This is a genomic window from Nisaea sp. (genome assembly GCF_017640745.1).
Lineage (GTDB): Bacteria > Pseudomonadota > Alphaproteobacteria > Thalassobaculales > Thalassobaculaceae > Nisaea.
Window position 1 is genome coordinate 53,506 of record NZ_JAEPQA010000020.1, and the last position, 17,340, is coordinate 70,845.

A 17,340-nucleotide genomic window follows, 5' to 3' on the forward strand; every position below is an offset into this window, starting at 1 on the left:
AGCGAGGGCGGCGCGGCGGTTCACCAGCCGTTGCGTCGCTCCCACCTCGCGACGATCTTGTCGGAACCTTCCTCGAACACTTCATAGCCCTCATAGGCGGCGACGGTCATGCAGACATGGTTCGGCAGGACGCGGACCTTCGCGCCGATCGGCAGCCTGTCGTAGAGCGCCGGATCCGCGACCGCGACCTCGCCATGTTCCTGGTGCGTGCCGCGGATGGTGAGGCCGTCGAGCGGGGTTCCCGTTTCAAGATCCGCAAGGAGTCCGAAACCCATGTCGCCGGCCCCGCCCAGCGCCTGGGTCGAGCGGTCCTTGGAGAGCGCGATGCCGCCCGCATCCAGCATCAGCGTGCCGCGCGCCCGGTTGTGCGAGATCACGCTGGCGACGACGGAGGCGGCGATGTCCCCAATCCCGTGGCTGCCGATCCCTGCCTGGAACAGGTCCCCCAGCGTGTAGACGCCTGGCCGCATCTCGGTGACGCCCTCCAGATGCTCCGCATAGAGCGCGGTCGGGGTCGAGCCGACGCTGACAATGGGGCAGGCGATGCCCTCGGCGCGGATCGCTTCCGCCGCCGCGACCGCGGCGTCCCGTTCCGTCGCCGCGACGGCGCGCATGTCGTCCGGCGTGCGGCCGCGATAGGAATGGCCGGCATGGGTCATCACACCGGCAAGCGTCGAACGCTCCGCATCGGCAAGAATGAGGGCGATTTCCAGCAGACGGGCCCTGTCATGGTCGACGCCGGTACGGTGCTCGCCGCAGTCGATCTCGATCATCACCTTGTGGTGTCCCGGATGGGCCGCGATGGCCTCGGCGACTTCGGGGCTGTCGATCAGGATCTTCAGGTCCGCGCCTTTCGCCGTCAGGGCCGCCGCGCGGTCGAGCTTCGAAGGCGGGATGCAGACCGCGTAGAGAATGTCCGGAAAGCCGTGTTCGAAGAGATATTCCGCCTCGGCCAGCGTTGAGACCGTGACGCCGCCGGGCTGGCCCGCCGTCGCAAGTTTGGCGATCTCCGCCGATTTGCCGGTCTTCATGTGCGGGCGGAGCGCCACGCCGAGCTCACTGGCGCGTGCGGACATGCGGGAACAGTTCCGCTCCAGTCGCGTTTTGTCGAGGATCAGGCAGGGGGTCTGGAGGTCGGAGAGTTTCATGCGCGCGGGCTCTTGGCTGGAAGATCGTAGGAACGGGCGCAGCCTAGAGCGGGTCTCTGTCAGGGGACAAGTGCCGGTGCTTCAGCGCACCCATGTCCCCGCGCGCCGATGCCCGCTAGAGTGACGCGCGAACGGGACGGGATATTTGCCGCATGGCCGAGAGCAAGCTGAAGAAGACGCTGGATCTGCTTTATACCGGGCGCAGCCGGAACGCGGCGCTGTTCCGCTATGCGCTGATCGTGTTCGACATCTTCACGATCGGATTCTTCATCGTCACCATCCCGCTGACGCCGACCCGCGAAATCTTCCTGGTGGACGCCATCATCGGCCTGCTGATCCTTTGCGACTTCCTCGCCCGCTTCTGGATCGCGCCGGACCGGCCGCGGATGCTGCGGCAGGTCTACACGATCGCCGATATCTTCGTGATCCTCTCGCTCGTGCTGGCACCGGTCTTCAGCCAAAACCTCGTGTTCCTGAGAGTCCTCCGCGCGCTCCGGCTGCTGCATTCCTATCACGTGCTCCGGGATCTGCGTTCCGAGACACCCTTCTTCCGCCGGAATGAGGAGGTGATCCTGAGCGCGGTCAATCTCGGCGTCTTCGTCTTCTTCGTGACCTCGCTCGTCTTCGTCATGCAGTTCGGCGACAATCCGGGGATCGAGGATTTCATCGCCGCGCTCTATTTCACGGTCTCCGCGCTGACCACGACGGGCTTCGGCGACATCGTCCTGACCGGAACGGCGGGGCGGGTGCTCGCCGTCGTCATCATGGTCGTCGGCGTCGCGCTCTTCCTGCGGCTGGCGCAGGCCGTTTTCCGGCCGCAGAAGGTGTCCTACACCTGCCCCTCGTGCGGTCTCAGCCGGCACGAGGAGGACGCCGTTCACTGCAAGCATTGCGGCGAGCCGCTGAAGATCGAGACAGAGGGGCTCGACTGATCCCGGTCAGGCGGCCGCCTCTGCGGCCTGTTTCCTCGCCTTCAGCTTGTGCCCGACCGCGACGATGGCGTTGATCGCCGGGACCAGTTCCTCGCCGAGATCGGTCAGCGCATATTCGACCGAAGGCGGTGAGGTCGGCTTCACCGTCCGGGCGATGACGCCGAACTCCTGAAGCTCCTTCAGGCGCTGGGTCAGCATTTTCGCCGACACCCCGGGAATGTCCGCCTTCAGTTCGCTGAAACGGCGCGGGGACGCGCTCAGATACCAGATGATGTTCGGCGCCCAGGTGCCGCCGATGACGCTGAGACAGGTGCTGAGCGGGCATCCGTCCGGTGGAGGCGCCACCTTGTTCTTCCGCATTTTCAAAGCCATGGGGCTCACCTCCCGGTGTGCTGGTTACCTCGCCGTAACCCGATAATAAGGTTACAAAAAGAAACCTGGTTTACAAGGGTAATCGTGGACCCTAGGTCTGGGAACGTCAATGCAGCAACGGGGAGTACCCGATGACGTTTACCACCGACGCGGCGGCCAGGCTCGGCATCTGCCATCCGATCATCCAGGGGCCGTTCGGCGGCGGCCTCTCGACCGTCGAACTGGCGGCCAAGGTCTCCAATGCCGGAGGGCTCGGCTCCTACGGCGCCCATGTGACGGCGCCGGAGGATCTCGCCGATCTCACCCGCCGCCTCTCGGACGCGACGGACGCGCCCTTCGCGCTCAATCTCTGGGTCTCCGACCACGATCCGGGCGGCGAGCATCCGAACGCGGCCCAGTTCGAGCGCTACTATCCGATCTTCGCGCCCTATTACGAGGAACTCGGGCTGCCTGCGCCGGCCCTGCCGGAGCGCTTCCACCACCGCTTCGAGGATCAGGTCGAGGCGCTGCTGGAAGCGCGTCCGCCGGTTTTCAGCTTCGTCTTCGGTATCCCCGAGAGAAAGATCCTCGAGGAGTGCCGGCGGCTGGGCATCGTGACAATCGGCGCCGCCACGACGCTGGCCGAGGCCGAGGCTCTGGATGCATCCGGTGTCGATCTTATCGTTGCCACGGGGCTCGAGGCGGGCGGACACCGGGTGTCCTTCCTTGCTCCGGCGGAGGAAAGCCTTACCGGAACCTTCTCTCTGGTGCAGATCGCGGCCACGCATGTGAAGGCGCCGGTGATTGCCGCAGGCGGCATCGTCGACGGGCGGGGCGTGCGTGCGTCGCTCGCGCTCGGCGCCGGGGCTGCGCAGCTCGGGACCGCCTTCCTCGCCTGTGCCGAATCCGGAACCAGCGAGGCGCACCGCGACCTGCTTTTCTCGGAGGCGGCCCGCGATACCAAGCTGACCCGGTCCTATACCGGACGGCTTGCGCGCGGGATCCGCAACCGCTGGATCCAGGAGATGGAAGTGCAAGGCAAAGAATTGCCGCCGTTCCCGGTTCAGAGCTGGTTCTTCGGCGCGATCAAGGCCGCTGCTCTGAAAGAGGGACGCGACGACCTGCTCTCGCTCTATGCAGGCCAGTCTGCGCCGAACCTCAAGCACCGTTCCGCGAGCGCACTGATGGACGAACTGATCGCCGATCTCGCAACCGCCCGCGCCGCCTAAGCGGCTCCGGGCCATTCACCCGGCGGGTTTGCCGCCGGATCCACCCTGTCAGAGGAGGACAGACATGAAGCTCTATTACATTCCGGGAGCCTGCTCCCTTGCCCCGCACATCGTTCTGCACGAACTCGGTGCCGCTTTTACGACGGAGCGGGTCGACAGCAAGACCCACAAGACCGAAACCGGTGCCGACTACTACACGGTGCACAGCAAGGGCTATGTTCCGGCCTTGACGCTCGATGGCGGCGAAACCCTGACCGAAGGTCCGGCGATCGTGCAGTATCTCGCAGACAATTCCGGCCGGAAGGATCTCTCGCCGGCTTTGGGCAGTATCGAGCGGGCGCGCCTGCAGGCGCATCTGAATTTCGTCGGCACCGAGCTGCACAAGGCCTTCAGCCCGCTCTTCAAGCCGGACGCGACCGAGGACGAGAAGAACGCGGCGCGCAAGAAGGTCAATCTTCGCCTTGATGACGTGGAAAAGGAGCTGTCCGACGGACGTCAGTTCTTCCTCGGCGACGCCTTTTCCGTCGCAGATCCCTATCTCTTCACAGTGGCCAACTGGGCGAACTTCACCGGGCTCGGTCTCGGCGAGCGACCGAACCTGAAGGCCTATGTCGCACGTATGGCCGAGCGTCCGTCGGTGAGGGCGGCGATGAAGGCCGAGGGGCTGCTGAAAGACGCCGCTTGATCAGGCGGCGGTAATCGACGCGAAGGTCTCGTTGCTGATCCATCCGGTGGCGAGACCTTCGGCCCAGGACGGGGCGGCACGGTCCATGGCGAGCCGGGCCATTTCCAGATTGTCGTAGGGCACCTGGCGGTGGGTGACGGACCAGCCGGCGGCGCGTTTTTCGAGGATCGCGTAACAGGCGTTCGGGTGGCCGGCCTGTACTTTGTGAGGGGTCGGTTCGATGTCGATATAGGCCGGGCAGCCGACCGAGCCCGGATTGACGATCAGGCGCCCGTCCGCCAGCGCCACGGTGCGCGCGAGATGGGTGTGGGCGCAGAGGATCAGCTTCTGCGGAATGTCCTGGGCTTTCGCTTCGATATCCTTCAGCGCCGCGCTCCGCACCCTTCCGTCAGGGGTGACCTGCTCCAGCCAGTAGGTGTTGTCGTCCTCGGGCGTGCCGTGACAGAGGAAGATCTCGTCGCGCCAGACCATCGTCGCCGACAGCGTCCGGATCCAGTCGAGCGTCTCGGAGGCCAGCTGATCGTGCGCGATCTTGTCGGACCGCCCCATCTCTTCCGGGGCCTCTTCGATCAGCCAGCGATCGTGGTTGCCGCGGATCGAGACGGCATTGATGCCGCGCAGGAGTTCCGCCGTTCCCTCGGCATCAAGCGGAGAGCTGAAAAAATCGCCGAGATTGACGATATCGGTGATGCCTTCGTTCTCGATGTCTTCGAGGACGGCCTGAAGGGCGAGGCTGTTGCCGTGAATGTCGGCGATAGCGGCGAATTTCATGGCCCGATTGTATCGCCCTTCAGGGGCTTATCCCAAGCTTTCTATACGCACCCCGAATTCGAGGCCCGCGTCTTCCAGATAGCTCCAGAGGTACTCGGCGAAGCTGGAGCGCACGAGGATGTCGTAGGTTGGCACCTCGTCAAGCTGGTCGAACAGCACGGTGATGCGGCCGATATGGCTCTGCGCGCATTTGCCGGGACCGAATGCGCGCGGATGCAGGTCGATGGCGCAGCCCTTGGCCATGACGTCGCGTGCATGACGGCCGGAGAGCCGGATCGTCGTGTGATGCTCCGTCACCTCGGTGACCGCGGCGTGCTGGCCTTCCAGAGCCTTGGAGAGCTTGCCCGCGAGCGCCGCATCGTCGCCATAGACCATCCATTCGTCCGGTCCGGTCCAGAGGATGCGGACATCCTTGGCGGAAGCGACCGTGTTGGGTTCCGGGGGAGGAGCGGCGCCAAGCACCGATTTCACTGCCGTGACGAAGGCCTTCTCCGAGAGATGACCGCGCAGCACCAGCTTGGTGCGGAAGGGGATCTCGGTCAGCACTACGCCGGCATCCGACGGGCCGCCGACGATGATCTCGAGCGGATCGAGCGCGGTGCGCGCCTTGGGATTGTCGAGCTCAGCCATCGATCCGCTTCCCTTCCAGATCAAAGAACCGGGGTTCGGTCACTGTCACCTTCACGAGCTTGTCCTCGAGCGGGACGTGCAGGGTTTCGCCGTGCCGCTTGTGTCCGCCCTTGATCAGCGCCATGGCGATGGAGCGGCCGCAATTCGGGCTGTAGTAGCTCGAGGTCACATGGCCCAGCATGTCCATCGGCGGCTGCGGCTTCAGGTGCTCCACGACGTGACCGCCTTCCGGCAGCACCACATTCGGGTCCTCGGTCAGCAGGCCGACGAGTTGCTTGCGATCCTCGGCCGCCATGGAGGCGCGTTCCAGCGAGCGTTTGCCGATGAAGTCCGGCTTCTGCTTGGAGACGATCCAGTCCATCCCGAGATCGAGCGGCGTCACAGTGCCGTCGGTTTCCTGGCCGACGATGATGAAACCCTTCTCGGCGCGCAGCACGTGCATGGTCTCGGTGCCGTAGGGCGTGATGTCGAACTCCTTACCGGCTTCCATCAGCGCTTCCCAGAGGGCGAGGCCGTGGCGGGCCGGGACGTTCACCTCGAAGGAGAGCTCGCCGGTGAAGGAGATCCGGTAGATCTTCGCCGGAATGCCGGCGACCGTGCCGTCCTTCATCGACATGAAGGGGAAGGCCTCGGCGGAGAAGTCGATGCCGGAGCAGAGCTTCTCCAGCAGCGCCCGGCTCTTCGGGCCGTTCACCGCGACGACAGACCATTGCTCGGTCACCGAGGTGAAGAAGACCTTGAGGTGCGGCCATTCCGTCTGGTGCCATTCCTCCAGCCAGGAGAGCACGTTCGCCGCCCCGCCGGTGGTGGTGGTCATATGGAAATGGTTTTCGCCGATCCGGGTCGTCACGCCGTCATCCATGACCATGCCGTCTTCCTTCAGCATCAGGCCGTAACGGCAGCGGCCGACGCCGAGTTTGAGCCAGGCGTTCGTGTAGATGCGGTTCAGGAACTCGGCGGCGTCCGGACCCTGGATGTCGATCTTGCCGAGGGTCGAGGCGTCAAGGATGCCGACGCTGTCGCGCACCGCCTTCACCTCTCGGTCGATCGCCTGGCGGAAGGTCTCGCCCGGTTTCGGGAAGTACCAGGCGCGCATCCACTGGCCGACATGCTCGAACTTCGCGCCGTGCGCCCGCGCCCATTCGTCGATCCGGGTCTTGCGCACCGGCTCGAACAGCTTGCCGACATTGCGTCCTGTATAGGCGCCGATGGTGGCGGGCGTATAGGGCGGGCGGAAGGTCGTGGTCCCGGTCGCCGGGATCTCGGCAGCGAGCGTGTCGGAAAGGATCGCCAGCGCGTTGACGTTCGAGGTCTTGCCCTGGTCGGTACCCATACCGGTCGTGGTGTAGCGCTTCAGATGCTCGACCGAACGGTAGCCCTCGCGGGCGGCGAGCTTTACGTCCGCGGCGGTCACGTCGTTCTGGAAGTCGACGAAATGCTTGCCCTTGCGGCCGAGTTTGGCCTTGCCGGGTGCGATCCAGAGCGGACGCAGCGCGCCCTGTTCCGGCTCGCTCGACTTCGGTGCGGCGGGGGCGCGGCCCTTGAAGCCAGCTTCGCGCGCTGCCTCGGCACCGAGTTTCATGCCTTCCTTCAGGACCTCGGCGAGCGCGAAGGTACCGTTGCAGGCTCCGGCGCTGGCAAGCGCCTGGCTGGCGGTGCCGGGAACGAAAGCGGCGAGTTCGTCGTTCCAGGCAAGCTTGCCCTTGGCCTGCGAGAAGAGATGCACCGTCGGGTTCCAGCCGCCGGACATGGCGACCAGATCGCACTCGAGCGCCTTCACTGTGCCGAGCGCGCTCGATCCGTCCGGCGCAAGCTCCATCACCTCGACGCCGGCGACCTTGTTTCTGCCCTGAACGGAGACGATGCCGCTGTTTTCGTAGACGGTGATGCCCTTGTCGCTGACCGCGTCGGCCAGCTCTCCGCGCACATCGCGCCGGGCATCGACGATGGCGACCACCTTGCCGTGCGCTTCCTCGATCGCGAGGGCGGTGCGGTAGGCATCGTCATTATTGGTGAAAATCACCACCTTGCGGCCCGGCAGCACGCCGTAGCGGTTAATATAGGTCCGCACGGCGGAGGAGAGCATGACGCCCGGCCGGTCGTTGTCGGAGAAGACCAGTGGCCGTTCGAGGGCCCCGGTTGCAAGCACGACACGCTTCGCCCGGATTTTCCAGAGCCGCTGGCGCGGTGTGTGTTCCGGGGCGGCGCCGAGATGGTCGCTGACCCGCTCCAGCGCGGTCAGATAGTTGTGATCGTAGTAGCCGGTCACGGTGCAGCGCTTGACCAGCGTGACCTCGGGCATGGCTTCCAGTTCGGCGACGGTTTCGGCCGCCCAGCGCGCCGGCTCCTTCCCGGCCACCGAGCTGTCGCTCTCGGAGAGCAACGCGCCGCCCCAGTCCGCTGTCTCCTCCATCAGGATCACGCGCGCTCCGGTCTTGCTGGCGGCGAGCGCCGCGGCGAGGCCGGCGGGACCTCCGCCGACGATGAGAACGTCGGCATGGGCGTGCATCTTCTCGTAGCGGTCCGGATCGCGGTCCTCGGGCGCCTTGCCGAGGCCGGCAGCGTTCCGGATCACGTGCTCGTAGGTCATCCAGAGCGAGGCCGGCCACATGAAGGTCTTGTAGTAGAAGCCGGACGGCAGCAGCCGGTGAAAGACCGAGTTGATCGCGCCGATATCGTATTTCAGGCAGGGCCAGCGGTTCTGACTCTCCGCCTGCAGACCGTCGAAGATCTCGATCTGGGTCGCGCGCAGGTTCGGCTCGGTCCTGTTGCCGGCGCCGAGCTGGATCAGCGCGTTCGGCTCTTCCGAGCCGGCGCCGAGGATGCCACGCGGACGATGGTACTTGAAGCTGCGGCCGACCAGATGAACGCCGTTGGCGAGCAGGGCCGAGGCGAGCGTGTCGCCCTCGTAGCCGCCATAGGTCGTGCCGTCGAAGCGAAAGCGGACCGGCTTCTGGCGGTCGATGCGGCCCCGGTCACGGATACGGAAGGATTGCCCGCTCATTTGTCCGACGCTCCCGCTTTCGCGTTCTTCTGCGCCGCGCTCTCGCGCCGCCAGTTGGTCTCGTAGGCCTTGATGCCTTGAGGGCTCTTCGGCAGCTCGCCCATCGGATAGATCTCGATGATCTCGTCCGTGGCGGTGTTGCGCACCACGTTGAACCAGCGCCGGCAGCCGGCGCTGTGCGACCAGCGCTCGGTGAAGGGGCCCTTGGGGTTCTGTTTCAGGAACAGGTACTCCGCCCATTCCGCGTCGGAGAGCTCGGAGGCCTTCACCGGGCGCGCGATATGCGCCTCGCCGCCATAGTGGAACTCGTTGTCGTCCCGCGGACCGCACCAGGGACAGGGAATCTGCAGCATCTTGTCTCTCCCTAGTGCGCGACGCCCGCGGCGCCGTGTTCGTCGATCAGGTAGCCGGTCTCGAAGCGGTTCAGGCTGAAGGGCGCAGAGATCCTGTTGGGTTCGTCCTTGGCGATCAGCTCGGCGAAGACATGGCCCGAGCCCGGCGTCGCCTTGAAGCCGCCGGTGCCCCAGCCGCAGTTGAAATAGAGCCCGTCGAGCGGAGTCTTGGAGATGATCGGCGAGGCGTCCGGGCAGGTATCGACGATGCCGCCCCAGGTCCGGAGCACGCGGAGGCGCGAGACGATCGGGTAGAGCTCGACCGCGGCCGCCAGCAGGCCCTCGACCGTCGGCAGGCTGCCGCGCTGGCTGTAGGAATTGTAGCTGTCGACGCCCGCACCCATCACCAGCTCGCCCTTGTCGGACTGGCTGATATACATGTGCACCGCGTTCGACATGATGACCGTGTCGAGGCAGGGCTTGATCGGCTCGGAGACCAGCGCCTGCAGCGGGCGGGAGTCGATCGGCAGGTGCAGCCCGGCCATCTCCGCGACGACGCCGGAATGACCGGCGGTGACGCAGCCGACCTTCTTCGCCCGGATCGTGCCGCGGCTTGTCTCGATCCCGGTGACCTTGCCGCCTTCGCGCAGGATGCCGGTGACCTCGCAATTCTGGATGATGTCGACGCCGAGATCGTCGGCGGCGCGGGCGTAGCCCCAGGCCACGGCGTCGTGCCGCGCGGTGCCGCCGCGTTTCTGGATGAAGCCACCCATGACCGGATAGCGCAGCGTCGGCGCGGTGTCGATGATCGGCACCAGCTTCTTGATCTGCGCCGGAGTCATGACTTCGCTGTCGATGCCGTTGAGGCGGATCGCTTCGACCCGGCGGCGCATCTCCTTCAGTTCATGTTCGGAATGGGCGAGAGTCAGCACGCCGCGCTGGGAGAACATGACGTTGAAGTTCAGTTCCTGGGAGAGGCCTTCCCAGAGCTTAAGCGAGTGTTCGTAGATGCCCGCGCTCTCGTCCCAGAGATAGTTGGAGCGGATGATGGTCGTGTTCCGGCCGGTATTTCCGCCGCCGATCCAGCCTTTCTCGACCACGGCGACATTGCGGATGCCGTGCACCGAGGCGAGATAGTAGGCGGTCGCGAGTCCGTGGCCGCCGCCGCCCACGATGATCACGTCATATTCCGGCTTCGGCTCCGGCGAGCGCCACGCCTTCTGCCAGTTCTCGTGATAGCTGAGCGCGTTGCGCGCCAGAGCGAAGATCGAATAGCGGGAGGACCCGCCCTTCAGTGCCCGCATGCCGCTCGCGGAACCCTTCATCGCCTTATGCCCCCGTCAGGACCCTGAAACGTCAGAATGATCGGGACCGTAGTCGGAGCTGTCCAGCCCCTGTTGTTCGGGCGCGACCTGTGATGACGGGGAGGGGACAGGCGAGGGTCAGTCGGCAGAGCTTTTGCTGGGGGAATAAATGGTCAGGCCGACGAAGCGGCCGATCCGCCCTTCGTCCGTGAGCAGCGGGAAGATTCCGGACTCGTAGGAGAGGAAGTCTTTTCCGACCCAGGTCAGTTTGCCGAAAGTGCGGACAGGACGGCCTTTCTGCAAGAGCGCCCTGAAGCCTTCCACCACCTCCGGCGCGTCCTTGTAGAGATCGTCGACCCAGGTTCCGGTCGCATCCCTGCCGATCGTCTCGACGATGTTGGTACCGACAAGGCGGTAGCGAAATCTCGGCTCCGGGTCGTCGGTCGCCTCGATGACGAACATATGGGGTAGCAAGGCGACATGATCGCGCGGGTCGAAGTCTCTGCGGTAGGGGGTTCCGCGATTGCCGCCCAGTCGGCGCCACGCCTCATGCAATGCTGCCGTTTCCCTGTTCTGAAACGCCAGGGTCAGATCTATCGTGCAGCTCGGTGCTGCATCCGCGACGATATCTCTTGCAAGAATCAAACGTCTCAGAGCCTAGATATATTCACGATCACATTAGGGGTATTTTTTGCGAATAAATAAGAAATGTCCAGATTTATCTGAGTAAAATTGCATTCACCAATTCAATTTGAGATTTCGGTTTTATATCGACGTACCATTATTCTTCACTCATTGAGCGGAACATATCCGACCTCTTGCGCGTGTTTTTCTGCGAATGCGTAGGCGTCAAAGGTCTTAGACCTGAGGCATGTAAAGGGCTTTATCGGGTTTCTTGTTGGGATCGGCATGGAGATCGACTACGAAAAGTGCAGGTCGGCCGGATTTCTCTTCCATCACCGGTAGCCTCACCGCACAGATTCCATAGGCGCGGCTGCGCCAGCGGAAACGGTTTTCGTGAATGGTCGGTTTTCCGGTTGCGAGCGCGGTCTTGCATTGCTCGACCAGAACCGCAGCGTAGTCGGGATAGGGCATGCTCGAGATTCGCTTCCCGGTTAGGTCGATCCCGCCTTTGTTCGCCGCAATCACGGCATAGATCCGGTAGATGAAATCCGAGCCGTCGTCCGTCGCGTCGAGCAATGAAACGCGTCCCAGCAGGTTGCCGAAATCTTCGGGAGGGAAGTCTGATCGGGCCGGCAGTCCGTCCTGTGCCAAGCTGTGCCAGCGGTCGAGCAGGAAACGGGCAGGCCTTACGGCGGGCGCGTCCTCAGGCAGTGCAACAGACGACATCAATCCGCCGTCATCTCTGAACCGAAGGGAATAGTCGTTCATAAATCTACGTCATTGCGGCTTTGAGAGGGGCGGTCCAAGGCATCGCGCGGTTGGCGGGTGGAGGCCGTTCAGTTCAGGCGGAATTTCTGCTGCAGACCCTCGTGGAAAAGCCGCTCCGCATGATCCGAAGGAGTCGCGGCGCCGACGGGGTTGACGGCATACCAGTCTCTGTAATCCGCCAGCCGGACAGGGTTCAGGAAACTCTGGCACTCGGTTCCCCGGTTGGCGGCCTTGAAGCGGAGCAAGTCGTCGAAGGTCACCCCGGTCACTTCTACCTTCGTAATCCGCCCTGCGGTATCGAAATCGAGGACGATGCGGTTGAGATAGGGATATTGCGCTTCGGCCAGCAGCATCGCGGAGCCACCGGAGCCTGGCGCGGCTGCATAGATCCAGCATCCGACATGGGACCATTGGCGATACAGCATCCGGACGACGGCATCCCGGGAACCCGGGGTTTCGGTACCGCCGCGGCCGAACCGGATCGCGACCGGGTCGCTTATGGACGCTTTGATATCCTGCAGACGGGCGCCGCTTTTTGCGGCCGAGGCGAGATCCAGCAGCACTTTGCGGACCATTGCCTCCTCGTCTTCTGCGGCCGCCGAGGTCACTTCCTCCGCATCGACCTTCGGAACGGCAAGAACGACGAAGGGAGCATTCAGAGCCGCCCAGTCCGCCGCGAGGTCGGACGAAAGCGCGGTGCGGCCGGGGTCGGAACAGCCGTGCGGATCGGCCGGCGACAGGGAGGTCAGCAATCCGGTCGGCCCGGCGGCGATAAATGTCGAGACCGCGGCGTCGTAACGGCTGAAGCGCTCGCGCATCGCGCCATAAAACCCGATGCAGGCGCGTCCTGCGGCCTGCAGGTCCGCTTCCGCTTCCGCGCTTGCGGCAAGTCGCGAGACGGAATGTTGCTGGAGTCCGGAATAGGCCGTGCGGATATCGCTGTGTCCCCCAGGCGCCACACTGTCGATCTGCGCCGGCAGCCAGCCGCTCGCAGCTCTGGGCAGCACGCCGGGCTGGGCGAGGATGGCGTCCGGTGGAGTGCCGCCCGCGAGGATATCGGCGAAGATCAGGGTCGGGGTTGTTCGCGCGCGGATGCTGATCTGGGTCGGATCGCCTGTCCCTTGGTTCAGCCGCACCATCGTGCCACCTTCTGTCAGGCGGATGTCCTGCGCGCGTTCGGATCGTGCCGCGGCCTCCGGCGCGATGGTGGAGATCATCGATCCGAGATCGAGCTGGACCGGCTGACCGAGAAGCTTTTCCAGGACGGATAGTGCGGGCATGGTGAAGACGGGTTCCGCAACGATACGGATTCTCCGTTCGAGGGAGCCGTCGCCGCTGTGCAGGATCGGGTTGCCGGTGCGGCGCGTTCCGTCCGCTAGCGGCAGGGCTGTGTCCCCCGCGGCCAGGGTTTGCGGCACGGCGCCTGATCCGTCGCTGTAGGAGGCGGTCGGCAGCACGGTGCGCTCCACGATGAAGTCGCAGCAGAACCGTTCCAGTCCGTCCTTTGCGGCGGGAGCCGGTGCGGAAACGGTGATTTCCTCGGAAAGATAGCAGTCCTTGAAATGCCCGGCGACTTCGCGGCAGCTAACGGCGTCTCCGCCCGGCGAAACGCTGATATCGAGCGGTTTTGCGGACTCGGACAGGCATAGCAGGAACAATGCGGGGCCGCCGACGATCAGAACGGCAAGGAGGGCCGCCACGAGCCCCAGATAGCGTCGACGCGCAGGCTTCGCGGGGGGCTGCGCTTCCGTCTTCTCGGGTTTGCTGCTGCCGCTTTTCTTCTTTTCTGCCGCCGCTTCGGGCGGCTTTCGGGATGTCTGCTGCTCGGAGCGTGTCGCGGTCAGTGCTGCGGGTTTCTTTTTGGCTGGAGAGCCGTCCGCTTCGGAGCTTTCCGTATCCGCGGCCTTTGACTCGGTCGCGGGAGCTGTTGCGTTTTCGTCTTCCGGCTTTGTCTTCGGGCTCTTGGTGCCGTCTTGATCGTCCGTTGCCGACATTTCGAAACTCCGCAAACAAAACTCTCAGGAGAAAGATAAGCGAATTTTTTGCCAAAGACCAACCTGTTGACCCGGCGGTCCGGTCAAAATCCCATTGCGATCGGTGGCGCAAACAGAAAAAGGGCCGGCATGATTGCCGGCCCTCCGGGCTTCTCTCTCCGGTTGGCCTCAGGCGACGGCCTGGCCTTCCTTGCGCAAATGATCCAGCGCCCGGTCGAGGCCGCGGCGGAAGCTGGCGAACATTTCATCGATCTCAGACTCGGAGATGATCAGCGGCGGGCAGAACGCGACGCTGTCGCCGATCGCGCGCAGCAGAACGCCTTCCTCGCTGGCGAGGTTGGCGATCATCGGCCCGACGGCCTGGGACGCTTCGAAAGGCTTCTTCGAGGCCTTGTCCTGCATCACCTGGACGGCACCGACGAGGCCAACGCCCCGAGCCTCGCCGACCAGCGGATGATCTGCGAATGAATGGATGGCCTTCTGGAAATGCGGCACGACGCCCCGCACCCGCTCGATGATATTTTCCTCGTCATAGATCTTGAGGGTCTCGAGCGCGACGGCGGCGCAGACCGGATGGCCGGAATAGGTGTAGCCATGGCCGAAGGCCCCGAGCTCGGCGCTCGCCTTCTTCACCGGCTCGTAGACCTTGTCATTGATGACGGTGGCGGAGATCGGCAGGTAGCTGGAAGACAGTGCCTTCGCGCAGACCAGGATATCCGGCTTCATGTCGAACGTCTGGGAGCCCCAGTAATTGCCCGTCCGGCCGAAGCCGCAGATCACCTCATCGGCGACGAAGAGGATGTCGTATTTCTTCAGGACCTTCTGGATCTTTTCGAAATAGGTCTTCGGCGGAACGATCACGCCGCCGGCACCCATCACCGGCTCGGCCCAGAAGGCGGCAACCGTGTCCGGGCCTTCCTCGACAATCAGGTTCTCGAGGTTCTCGGCGAGGCGGGTGGCGTAATCCTCTTCGCTCTCACCTTCGTTCGCGCCCGTATAATAGTGCGGTTCGTCGGTATGGAGGAAGTTGGCCAGCGGCGCGTCGAACCCGCGATGGTTCATCGAGCGTCCGGTCAGGCTTGCGGCGGCAAGGGTGATGCCGTGATAGCCGTTCACGCGCCCGATGATCTTCTTCTTGTGATGACGGCCTAGCGCGTTGTTGTAGTACCAGACGATCTTGATCGCGGTGTCGTTCGCTTCCGAGCCGGAATTGTTGAAGAACACTTTCGACATCGGCACCGGCATCTTGGAGATCAGCTTCTCGGCCAGATCGATGCTCGGCAGATGCGCCTTGTGGGCGAAAGTGTGATAATAGGGTAGTGCGTCGAACTGCTTCATCGCCGCCTCTTTCAGGCGGTCGGACTTGAAGCCGAGCGATGTCGACCAAAGTCCCGCCATCCCCTCGACATAGCGCTTTCCGGAATCGTCAAAGACATAGACGCCTTCCCCGCGCTCGATGATCATCGGGCCCTTTTCCTCGTGCGCGACGAAGTTGGTGTAGGGATGCAGGACGTAGGCGACGTCACGGGCCGCCGGTGAATTCGGCTGGAAAGGCATGTCAATTCTCCTTCGGGGACGGCGCCGGGCGGGCCGTTGGGACTGTGGGCAGCATATCATGCCAATCGGAGTTGAAAAGCCCGTGAGCCCGGAGCTGGAGAAAACCGGAGGGCACGGCAATGTTGCGCTGCAAAAAGAGCGCGGAAGCATAGGTGTTTCAGGTCAAGGGGTTCTTCGCGTTCTGCGTTGCATGCCGCAGTTTTGCTGCATTTCGAACATGCCAAGGTCATTGACGTCATTATTGTGACGGGGTTTTATGCTCCGATCCCGGCCAACCTGATTCTGCCGGGCCGCGCCGTTGGCATAGCCCTCGCCCTGAAGAGAAGGGTCTGCCCGGTGCGAGACAGAGGCATCATTGGGGAGCATTTTATGCGCAAAGCATTCACCGCCCTTGCGGTCGCGGCAGCCGTTGCCGCTTCCGGAGGCATGGCGGAAGCCAAGACCTTCAAGTGGGGCTTTCAGACCGACACCTCGTCGCTCGATCCGCACGCCCACAACGTGACCTTCACCCTCGGGTTTCTCGGCAACGTCTACGAAGGCCTCGTCCGTCGGGACGCTGACCTGCAGTTCGAGCCGGGTCTGGCCGTCAAGTGGGAAAACCTCGAGCCGACCCGCTGGCGTTTCTATCTGCGCCAGGGCGTGAAGTTCCACAACGGCAACGACTTCAACGCCGACGACGTGATCTTCTCCTTCGAGCGGACCAACAACGAGGACGCGAACCTGCGCGGCCGCGTGGTCGGCATCACCGAGGTGGTCAAGGTCGACGACCACACGGTCGATTTTATCACCGAAAAGCCGAATCCCATCATCTACTACGAGTGGGATACCTGGTTCATGATGGACAAGGAATGGTCCGAGTCCAACGGCGCGACCACTCCGACCAACCTGTCCAAGGGCGTTGAGAGCTTTGCCGCTCACAATGCGAACGGCACCGGCGCGTTCATGATCAAGGAGCGCCAGACCGACGTTAAGACCGTTCTGGTTCCGAACCCGAACTGGTGGGACAAGCCGCAGCACAACCTGACCGAGGTCATCATGACCCCGATCGGCCAGGACGCGACCCGCGTCGCTGCCCTGCTCTCCGGCGAAGTCGACATGGTCTACCCGGTTCCGGTGCAGGACATCGACCGTGTGAACAAGAACGACGGTACCAGCGTGATGGTCGGCCCGGAACTGCGGACGATCTTCCTCTATATGGACCTGTTCCGCGACGAGCTGCTCTATTCCAATGTGAAGGGCAAGAACCCGTTCAAGGACCTCAAGGTCCGTCAGGCCATGTATCACGCGATCGACATCGAGGCGATCAAGAAGAAGATCATGCGCGGTCTCGCCGATCCGTCCGCGATCATGATTTCGCCGAAGCTGTTCGACCGTTCGGAAAACTTCACCCGTCTGCCGTATGACCGCGACAAGGCGAAGGCTCTGCTGGCGGAAGCCGGCTATCCGGACGGGTTCGAGACCCGCATGGACTGCCCGAACGACCGCTACGTCAATGACGAGCAGATCTGCCAGGCGATCGTCTCCATGCTTGCCAAAGTCGGTATCAAGTCGACGCTCGTGGCCGAGCCGAAGGCGAAGTACTTCGCGCGCATCGCGCCGAAAGGCGGCTCCGACTATGCGTTCGGTCTGCTGGGCTGGACGCCGGGCAGCTTCGACTCGCACAACGTGCTGATCAGCCTGTTGAACACGCCGGACCAGAAAGCCGGCCGTGGCCTCTACAACTACTCGGGCTACAGCAATGCGCGGGTCGACGAACTGACCGACCTGATCGGTTCGGAAACCGACAAGGAAAAGCGCGACGCGATGATCGAGGAAGCCTTCAAGATCACCACGGACGAAGTCGCGACGATTCCGCTGCACCAGCAGGCTCTGGCCTGGGGCAAGCGCGATAACATCGAGCTGAAGCAGCGCGCGGACAACCAGTTCCGCTTCTATTACGTCAACGTGAAGTAACTCACGGGCGACAAAGTGCGGGCCGGTCCTTGGGGGCCGGCCCCACCCTTTTTGAGAG

The 17,340-nt window shown here is 63.7% G+C and carries 15 protein-coding genes; 4 read left to right on the plus strand and 11 right to left on the minus strand.

The window, feature by feature from the left end; all coding sequences use genetic code 11:
* Positions 1 to 20 precede the first annotated feature (20 nt).
* Positions 21 to 1,148, minus strand: a complete 1,128-nt coding sequence (locus tag JJ959_RS14715) for an alanine racemase (RefSeq protein WP_292884934.1) — start codon at positions 1,146 to 1,148, stop codon at positions 21 to 23.
* 152 nt (positions 1,149 to 1,300) lie between these two features.
* On the opposite strand from JJ959_RS14715, the gene JJ959_RS14720 reads away from it, so the two are divergent.
* The gene (locus tag JJ959_RS14720) at positions 1,301 to 2,080 is read left to right on the plus strand and encodes a potassium channel family protein (protein ID WP_292884936.1); all 780 of its coding nucleotides are present in this window, start codon (positions 1,301 to 1,303) and stop codon (positions 2,078 to 2,080) included.
* 6 nt (positions 2,081 to 2,086) lie between these two features.
* Here JJ959_RS14720 and JJ959_RS14725 read toward each other — a convergent pair whose 3' ends face one another.
* A complete protein-coding gene (locus JJ959_RS14725) occupies positions 2,087 to 2,452 on the minus strand; it encodes a helix-turn-helix domain-containing protein (RefSeq protein ID WP_292884938.1) in 366 nt (121 codons plus the stop codon).
* A gap of 131 nt (positions 2,453 to 2,583) precedes the next feature.
* Between JJ959_RS14725 and JJ959_RS14730 the strand changes: the two genes are divergently transcribed.
* On the plus strand, positions 2,584 to 3,660 hold the full coding sequence (locus JJ959_RS14730; RefSeq protein ID WP_292884939.1) for a nitronate monooxygenase: 1,077 nt from the start codon (positions 2,584 to 2,586) through the stop codon (positions 3,658 to 3,660).
* A 64-nt stretch (positions 3,661 to 3,724) separates the two neighbouring features.
* Positions 3,725 to 4,345, plus strand: a complete 621-nt coding sequence (gene gstA / locus JJ959_RS14735; protein ID WP_292884942.1) for a glutathione transferase GstA — start codon at positions 3,725 to 3,727, stop codon at positions 4,343 to 4,345.
* On the opposite strand, the gene JJ959_RS14740 is transcribed toward gstA, so the two are convergent.
* The 9 genes from JJ959_RS14740 to JJ959_RS14780 all read right to left on the minus strand — a co-directional run bounded on the left by JJ959_RS14740 (position 4,346) and on the right by JJ959_RS14780 (position 15,329).
* A complete protein-coding gene (locus JJ959_RS14740; protein WP_292884945.1) occupies positions 4,346 to 5,116 on the minus strand; it encodes a metallophosphoesterase family protein in 771 nt (256 codons plus the stop codon).
* Positions 5,117 to 5,143: 27 nt separating this feature from the next.
* Positions 5,144 to 5,746: a sarcosine oxidase subunit gamma family protein gene (locus JJ959_RS14745; protein ID WP_292884948.1), complete on the minus strand. Its 603-nt coding sequence runs from the start codon at positions 5,744 to 5,746 to the stop codon at positions 5,144 to 5,146.
* On the minus strand, positions 5,739 to 8,750 hold the full coding sequence (locus tag JJ959_RS14750; protein WP_292884951.1) for a sarcosine oxidase subunit alpha: 3,012 nt from the start codon (positions 8,748 to 8,750) through the stop codon (positions 5,739 to 5,741). Before JJ959_RS14750 ends, JJ959_RS14745 begins: the two co-directional genes overlap by 8 nt.
* On the minus strand, positions 8,747 to 9,103 hold the full coding sequence (locus JJ959_RS14755) for a sarcosine oxidase subunit delta (RefSeq protein WP_292884954.1): 357 nt from the start codon (positions 9,101 to 9,103) through the stop codon (positions 8,747 to 8,749). The genes JJ959_RS14750 and JJ959_RS14755 overlap by 4 nt, the downstream gene beginning before the upstream one ends.
* A gap of 11 nt (positions 9,104 to 9,114) precedes the next feature.
* On the minus strand, positions 9,115 to 10,386 hold the full coding sequence (locus tag JJ959_RS14760) for a sarcosine oxidase subunit beta family protein (protein ID WP_292885027.1): 1,272 nt from the start codon (positions 10,384 to 10,386) through the stop codon (positions 9,115 to 9,117).
* 138 nt (positions 10,387 to 10,524) lie between these two features.
* Positions 10,525 to 11,031 (minus strand): PAS domain-containing protein, encoded by a 507-nt coding sequence (locus tag JJ959_RS14765; protein ID WP_292884957.1) that lies wholly within the window; start codon positions 11,029 to 11,031, stop codon positions 10,525 to 10,527.
* Positions 11,032 to 11,244: 213 nt separating this feature from the next.
* Positions 11,245 to 11,778, minus strand: a complete 534-nt coding sequence (locus tag JJ959_RS14770; protein ID WP_292884959.1) for a PAS domain-containing protein — start codon at positions 11,776 to 11,778, stop codon at positions 11,245 to 11,247.
* Between the two features lie 68 nt (positions 11,779 to 11,846).
* Positions 11,847 to 13,772 carry a hypothetical protein gene (locus JJ959_RS14775; protein WP_292884962.1) on the minus strand — a complete coding sequence of 642 codons (1,926 nt, stop codon included), beginning with the start codon at positions 13,770 to 13,772 and terminating at the stop codon, positions 11,847 to 11,849.
* Positions 13,773 to 13,940: 168 nt separating this feature from the next.
* The gene (locus JJ959_RS14780; RefSeq protein WP_292884964.1) at positions 13,941 to 15,329 is read right to left on the minus strand and encodes an aspartate aminotransferase family protein; all 1,389 of its coding nucleotides are present in this window, start codon (positions 15,327 to 15,329) and stop codon (positions 13,941 to 13,943) included.
* Positions 15,330 to 15,698: 369 nt separating this feature from the next.
* Between JJ959_RS14780 and JJ959_RS14785 the strand changes: the two genes are divergently transcribed.
* The gene (locus tag JJ959_RS14785; protein ID WP_292884966.1) at positions 15,699 to 17,282 is read left to right on the plus strand and encodes an ABC transporter substrate-binding protein; all 1,584 of its coding nucleotides are present in this window, start codon (positions 15,699 to 15,701) and stop codon (positions 17,280 to 17,282) included.
* The last annotated feature ends 58 nt before the right edge of the window (positions 17,283 to 17,340 follow it).